Origin of the sequence: Natronomonas sp. CBA1123, assembly GCF_009741925.1 — an archaeon.
In the GTDB taxonomy this organism is placed as follows: Archaea; Halobacteriota; Halobacteria; order Halobacteriales; family Haloarculaceae; genus Natronomonas.
The window spans coordinates 1-5,917 of the sequence record NZ_WPCC01000074.1 but is presented as its reverse complement, the minus strand read 5'-3'; the positions used below and the strand labels follow the sequence as shown (position 1 = coordinate 5,917).

General features: G+C 64.2%; 6 protein-coding genes and 2 pseudogenes. 5 read left to right on the top strand and 3 right to left on the bottom strand.

The genetic code is table 11. The annotated features are described in order from the left end of the window. The 3 genes and pseudogenes from GJ631_RS18070 to GJ631_RS18060 all read right to left on the bottom strand — a co-directional run. Positions 1-667 (bottom strand): annotated as a pseudogene (locus GJ631_RS18070) (DNA polymerase V family protein); the annotation flags it as partial. A gap of 66 nt (positions 668-733) precedes the next feature. Further along, positions 734-1,561, bottom strand: coding sequence for an MBL fold metallo-hydrolase (locus GJ631_RS18065; protein ID WP_156710489.1), 828 nt, complete (start codon positions 1,559-1,561; stop codon positions 734-736). Between the two features lie 171 nt (positions 1,562-1,732). Then, positions 1,733-2,131 (bottom strand): YlbF family regulator, encoded by a 399-nt coding sequence (locus tag GJ631_RS18060; protein WP_156710488.1) that lies wholly within the window; start codon positions 2,129-2,131, stop codon positions 1,733-1,735. Between the two features lie 121 nt (positions 2,132-2,252). Here GJ631_RS18060 and dph2 point away from each other — a divergent pair, with 121 nt between their 5' ends. The 5 genes and pseudogenes from dph2 to GJ631_RS18035 all read left to right on the top strand — a co-directional run. Beyond that, positions 2,253-3,308, top strand: coding sequence for a diphthamide biosynthesis enzyme Dph2 (gene dph2 / locus GJ631_RS18055; RefSeq protein WP_156710487.1), 1,056 nt, complete (start codon positions 2,253-2,255; stop codon positions 3,306-3,308). 78 nt (positions 3,309-3,386) lie between these two features. Further along, positions 3,387-4,241, top strand: coding sequence for a hypothetical protein (locus GJ631_RS18050; protein ID WP_156710486.1), 855 nt, complete (start codon positions 3,387-3,389; stop codon positions 4,239-4,241). Positions 4,242-4,279: 38 nt separating this feature from the next. Next, a complete protein-coding gene (locus GJ631_RS18045) occupies positions 4,280-4,891 on the top strand; it encodes a hypothetical protein (RefSeq protein ID WP_156710485.1) in 612 nt (203 codons plus the stop codon). A gap of 189 nt (positions 4,892-5,080) precedes the next feature. Next, positions 5,081-5,617: a hypothetical protein gene (locus tag GJ631_RS18040; protein WP_156710484.1), complete on the top strand. Its 537-nt coding sequence runs from the start codon at positions 5,081-5,083 to the stop codon at positions 5,615-5,617. 72 nt (positions 5,618-5,689) lie between these two features. Next, positions 5,690-5,917 (top strand): annotated as a pseudogene (locus tag GJ631_RS18035) (METTL5 family protein); the annotation flags it as partial.

The following is a 5,917-nucleotide window of genomic DNA, read 5'->3' as shown; positions in this document are numbered from 1 at the left end:
GGTGGCGAGTGCGGCGGCGAGGCTCCCCCCCGGCGACGGCCGCGGCGGTGCCGTCGTCGTGGCTCGGTTCGGATTCAATCTCGTCCGATTCCGCCGATTCCTCGGGTTCGGTGTCGGTGGCGACCCCGTCGGTGTCAGCCTCGCGGATGGCGCTCTCGATGTCGTCGTGGGCTTCTTCGTCGGTCTCGGGGACCGCATCGTCTTCGGACTCTCCCTCGCCCACGGACTCTCCCTCGTCTTCGGATTCCACATCGCCCTCGATGACGTCGCGGACGACGTCTTCGGAGTCCTCGCTTTCCTCTAGGGGCGGGTGGACCGTCTCCAACACCGGGTCGGTCATGTACTTCTCTACGTCGTCGGAGTCACCGCCACGGAGGCCGTACACCGTGGTGTACTCCTCGCCCGGTTCGAACTCCCGCTCGAAGACGATTGCGTCGCCGTCGACGCCCCAGAACTCGGCCCCGTATTTGGGGTGGAAGCCGATATCCTCCGGCGTGACGTGTTCGGGAACGGAGTCGACCATCCGAACGGCGACGGTCTCCTCTCGCTCCGAACGAACGACGAAAGCGATGGCCGGCACTGGGAAATCGTCCGGTTCGAAGGATTTCTCGACCGTGACGCCGTCGCTCGACGCCGTGACGCGTTCTTCTGGTTCGGCGTTGCTCATATCTCCTACTGTACCTTGCCCTCAATAAACTTATTCGTGAACTCGAATATAGCGCCGGCTACAGCCTCAAAGCGTGGTGTCGTCACCGATTTCCAGCACCTCGAGCGTCCGCGGGAACGCGAACGAGCGGACGTGGTGCCGGAGTGCCTCGGGGTCGGCGGTCAGCCCCTTCCACATGTCCCAGTGGGTCGGAAGCAGGCGGTCGAGTTGGAGTTGCGCCGCCGCCTCGGCGGCCATGTTCTCGTCGGAGTACCACTTCGTGTACTTCGGCTCGCGGGTCTGTTTGTCGGGAATCATGCCGGCGGAGCCGAAGGCGAGCACCCCGAGGTCGATGTCGTAGCGCTCGCCGACCGATTCGAAGGCCTCGCTCGGTCGGGCGTCGCCACCGTGGAAGAACGTCCCCGCCTCGTGGCGGATGACGTACGACACCGGGTGGTCGGCGTCGGGGTCGTGAGCCGGTTCGACCGCGATTTCCAACGACCCGACTTCGACGGTGTCGCCCTCCTCGATTTCGGTGAAATCGTCGTCGGTGAGGTCGTAGTCGGTCGTCCACTCGCGGGCCGTCTCGACGGACGCCGACGGGCCGTAGAACGTCGCGTCGGTATCTTCGAGTATCGGCGCCTGCGAGGGGCCGTGGACGTGGTCGGTGTGTTCGTGCGTTGCCAACACCGCGTCGGCCTCGACGACATCGGTCGGGTCGAAGGGAACTGGTATCATCCGAACCGTCCGCGGTGGGTCGCCCAATCCCAGATACGGGTCGATGAAGACGGTCGTTCCGTCGTCGGCCTTCAGTACGAAGCCGTTACAGCCCAGATACCACAGTTGGACGCCGTCGGGTTCGGCATCGGCGACGGCGGTGGGCAGCCAATCGCCCCAGTCGGAGTGGACAGTCATACTCGTGACTGCACGGGGAGTGGACAAAAAGTCGGTCGGTCCTCGACCAGTGGATAAACTGGATTCCGCGATAGGAAATCGTCGCGTGAAGAACCGCCAGAGTACAAGCAGGCGTTCGAAACCGAGCGGCGTGGCTCGGCGGGTGAGAAAACCGCAGAATCGCCGTCGCAGTCAGTCCTGACAGCAGCCGCCGGCCTTCTCGCCGAAGTCGACTTCCAGGGGTTCGGAGATGGTGTGGTTCAGTTCCTGCAGCGTCAGTTCGATTTCGGATTGGGCCTGCAGGTACTTCGCCATCTTCGGCTTCTCGTGGAGTTCCTGCTGGGCGCTCTGGAGTTCCCGGAGGTCGTCGTTCGTCGCGTCACCGGTCTGACGCGCCATCATGAACTCCTCGCGGATGCGCTCGAACTCCCGGATTTCTTCCTGGAGTTCCTCGTCGCTTTCGACGGCAGCCTTCGCCTCGACGAACTCCTGATACGCCGGGAGTTCGGTGATGGCCTCGCCGAGCGACTCGGCGAGTTCGGTCACGTCGTCGTCGGTCACGTCGCCCTCGGGAGTGGTCTCGACGCTCATTGTCGGTGCTTTGGACCGGCGACGTATAGGCGTGCCGGATGGGGAACGTGGCCGTCTCCGGGCCACGACGGACGCGTTTGGAAGCACGCACGTTTTACGCAACGACATCCAACGGCGAGTAATGAGTCAGGAATCGGAATCCGAGTACACGGAGGGAGACCTCCGGAATACGGGGATGTCGCTGAAACACGACCGGACGTGGGACTACGAGTTGGACCGCATCGTCGAGGCGGTCGAGGAACGCGACGCCACGACGGTCGGCCTGCAGTTCCCGGAGGGGCTCAAGCGACGGGCCCCCCGCGTCGTCGACGACCTGCGAGAGTTGCTTCCCGAGGAAGTCAACGTGATGACCTCCGGAAAGCCCTGCTACGGCGCCTGCGACCTCGACACCTACATGATGCGGCGGACGGACGTGTTCGTCCACTTCGGCCACTCGCCGATGAAGGAGTCGGAGAAAATCCTCTACGTGCCGCTGTTCTCCAACGTCGACGTACTGCCCATCATGGAGGAGTCCCTCGACGAGCTGGCCGACCCCGCTGACGACGAGAACGTCGGACTGGTGACGACCGCCCAGCACATGAACAAGTTCGACGAGATGCGGACGTGGCTGGAGGAGCGCGGCTACACCGTCGAGACCCGTCGCGGCGACGAGCGCCTCACCCACGAGGGTCAGGTCCTCGGCTGTAACTACGCCTCCGCGGATGTCGACGCCGACCAAATCCTGTACGTCGGCGGCGGGAAGTTCCACCCCCTCGGGCTGGCGATGGAACACCCCGACAAGAAAGTCGTCATCGCCGACCCCGTCAACAACGTGGTCACCATCGCGGACACCGAGCAGTTCATGAAACAGCGATACGCCTCGGTCCACAAGGCGATGGACGCCGAGGAGTGGGGCGTCATCTTCTGTACGAAAATCGGGCAGGGGCGGTGGGAGACCGCCGAGGAAATCGTCGCCGAAAACGACAACGCCTATCTCATCACGATGGACGAGGTGACCCCGGACCGCCTGACGAACTTCGGCTTCGACGCCTACGTCAACACGGGCTGTCCCCGCATCACGACCGACGACGGTCCGCAGTTCAAACAGCCGATGTTGACCCCGGGGGAGTACAAAATCGCCATCGGCGAGGAACCACTCGACAGTCTGGAGTTCGACACGTTCCACGGGACGTGGTAGCGGTCGAACTCCCCGCCTGCCGCTTTTCTCCGAGTTTCGAACAGTAAGAGTAACGTGATTCGGCCGTAAGACACGAATATGTCAGGCCCTCCAGCCCGACGACGACTGTCGATAGTCGGAGGTATCGTCGCACTCACAGCGCTCGCTGTCGCGGTTCCGGTCGCCGCACAGACTCAACCAGGAGTCGATTCCGGCGCCGAGTTGGCGTTGTCGTTCTTCACGAACGTCGTCGGCGCCGTCGTTGGCACCCTGATTCTCGGCGGCGGGCTGATACTGTTGGCCCCGGAGTACACCGAGCGGACGACCAACCGAATCGAAAACGAACCCCTCGAAACGTTCCTCTACGGCCTCGGCATCTCGATTGCGGCGGTTGTCGTGATGTTCCTGCTCGCTATCACTATCATCGGCATCCTCGCCGTGATTCCGATGGCCATCGCCCTCGCCATCGTCGGTCAGTTGGGCTACCTCGCGGTCGGCCGGTCGGTGAGCGACGAGTGGGCCGTCGTCCTCCTCGTCGCGTTGGTCGTCGCGGCCGTCGCGGGCGGAGTCCCGATTCTCGGTGGCCTCATCGGGTTCGTTCTCTCCAGTATGGGCGTCGGCGCCGCGTACTTCGACTACAAGGAAGACGGCGGTTCTGGCGGGTCGTCGACCGCGTCTACCACACCGCCGGGCGGTCGTGGCGGCATGGACACGTCCGGAAGCAACCGTGGCAGCGAGAGACAGAAGGAAGTTGATGAGGCGTGGGGCAGCGATACCGACGAATGGGGCAGTGACACAGCCGACGACTCGGGGTGGAGCAGCGACGAGACGGACGACTCGGCGTGGGGTAGCGGTGAAAGCGCCGACGAAAGCCAGTGGGACACCCGCGAGGAGACCGACACCAGCGACGAACCCAGTTGGAGCGTCGATGACGAGAACGACACCGACCGCTGACCCGAAGAGGTTTACCGCCGGATAGAAAACCTCGAACGATGCCTGCTCCCTCCACTCGCCGCCGTTTCTTGACCGGCACGGCCGGAGCGTTCGCGGTCTTGGCCGGCTGTAACGAACAGTCGAGTCCCTCTCGACAGGGGACGGTCACGCCGGTCGACGTTCCCCAGACTGACGAGGAACTGCTGCAGGAAGCCGCCAGCATCGACGTTCCGTCGGTTCCGAAGGCCGTCATCGTCAGCGAATCCCACCACCAAGCGGCCATCGACCACGTCAAATCGGTGCGTTCGGCGGTCGAGTCGGTGCTCGCGGAAAACGATATCGACCCTGAAAATTACGACGGCGTTCGATACGGGACGCCGAAATCGATACTCGAGAACACCGAAAAACGACTCGAAGACGTTCGTGAGTTGGGACAAACCGAGCAAGCGCTCAACGTCGCCTCGAACACACTCCGGGAGCTCGGCCGTCTGCTCGGCGTTCTTCGAGCGGAGATAGGAGCGACCGACCGTGAATCGCTGCGGGCGGAACTGGAAGCCGAACGTGAGGCCATGGACGCACTCCACGGTCAGTTCGATTACCGCGTCGCCACCCCCCGTCAATCGGTACCTGCCGACGCTGTACACCGCCGAATCGAAGCTAAAAAAACCTGACCGAAGGGCCGTCCCCCGACACGAGCAGAGACGGAGGAGGCCGACGACGAACCGGTTCCGCCGAGTCGAATCGGTGAGCTTCGACTGCATCTCGAATACCTCCGTCGACAGCGCGATGACATCGAGCGGTTCCACGCGACGGCGACCGACGAGAGCGCGCCCTCAGTTCGCGACCGAATCGACGACGCATTGACCGAGCTAGAGGCGGCGGTCCGCCCGATAGCCGAGGAGTACGGCACCGAACCCTCCGGACAGCGAGAGGACCTGGGTGCGACGGTCGAGGGGCGAATCCGGGGCGTCCGACGGTCGGTCGGCGCCCGCAGTCGGCGGTGGAACGAGGGGTTCGAGGAGTATCGACGGGACGGCCGCCGGGTGGTGGGCTTGCTGGAGGTCACGGAGTGGCTGGTACTGTTCGAGGCCGTCGACGCCGCGGCCGACCGGACGCTGGCCCGTCTCGACCCGGACGACTTCCCGACCGAGTCGGTCGTCACGGAGAAGCGCCGCGCGGTCGAAGCACTCGAGGCGGTAGCCGATGGGACGGCGCTACAGCGGCAGTTCGCCGAGCACGCGCACGGACTGCTCCGAAGCGGCGACAGCCGTGCCGAGCGGGGTATCGGCGACACCGAGGAAGTCGCGTTCATCCATCTCCTCTACGTCTCCGCCAAGGAGTGTGCCAACCGGGCGGCGACCCGAAGCGAGACCATCGACGAAGCCCTCCGGGAGTGATAGGGAGCGGCCCATCGATTACCTCCAGACATACACAAACCTATAAGAATATCTGGCAAGTATTGAACCTCGATGACCGACGGGACTCCCGGGGCGACACGACGGCGGCTAGCACAGGAACTGGCGGTCGTCGCCGGCTTCGAGGACCCGCGGGCGCCGCTGGAGCAGTACCACACGCCGCCGGATTTGGCAGCCCACATCGTCCACGTCGCCGACCTACAGGGCGACATCGAGGGTGAAACCGTTGTCGACCTCGGCTGTGGGACGGGGATGTTAGCGCTCGGGGCGGCGCTTCGGGGG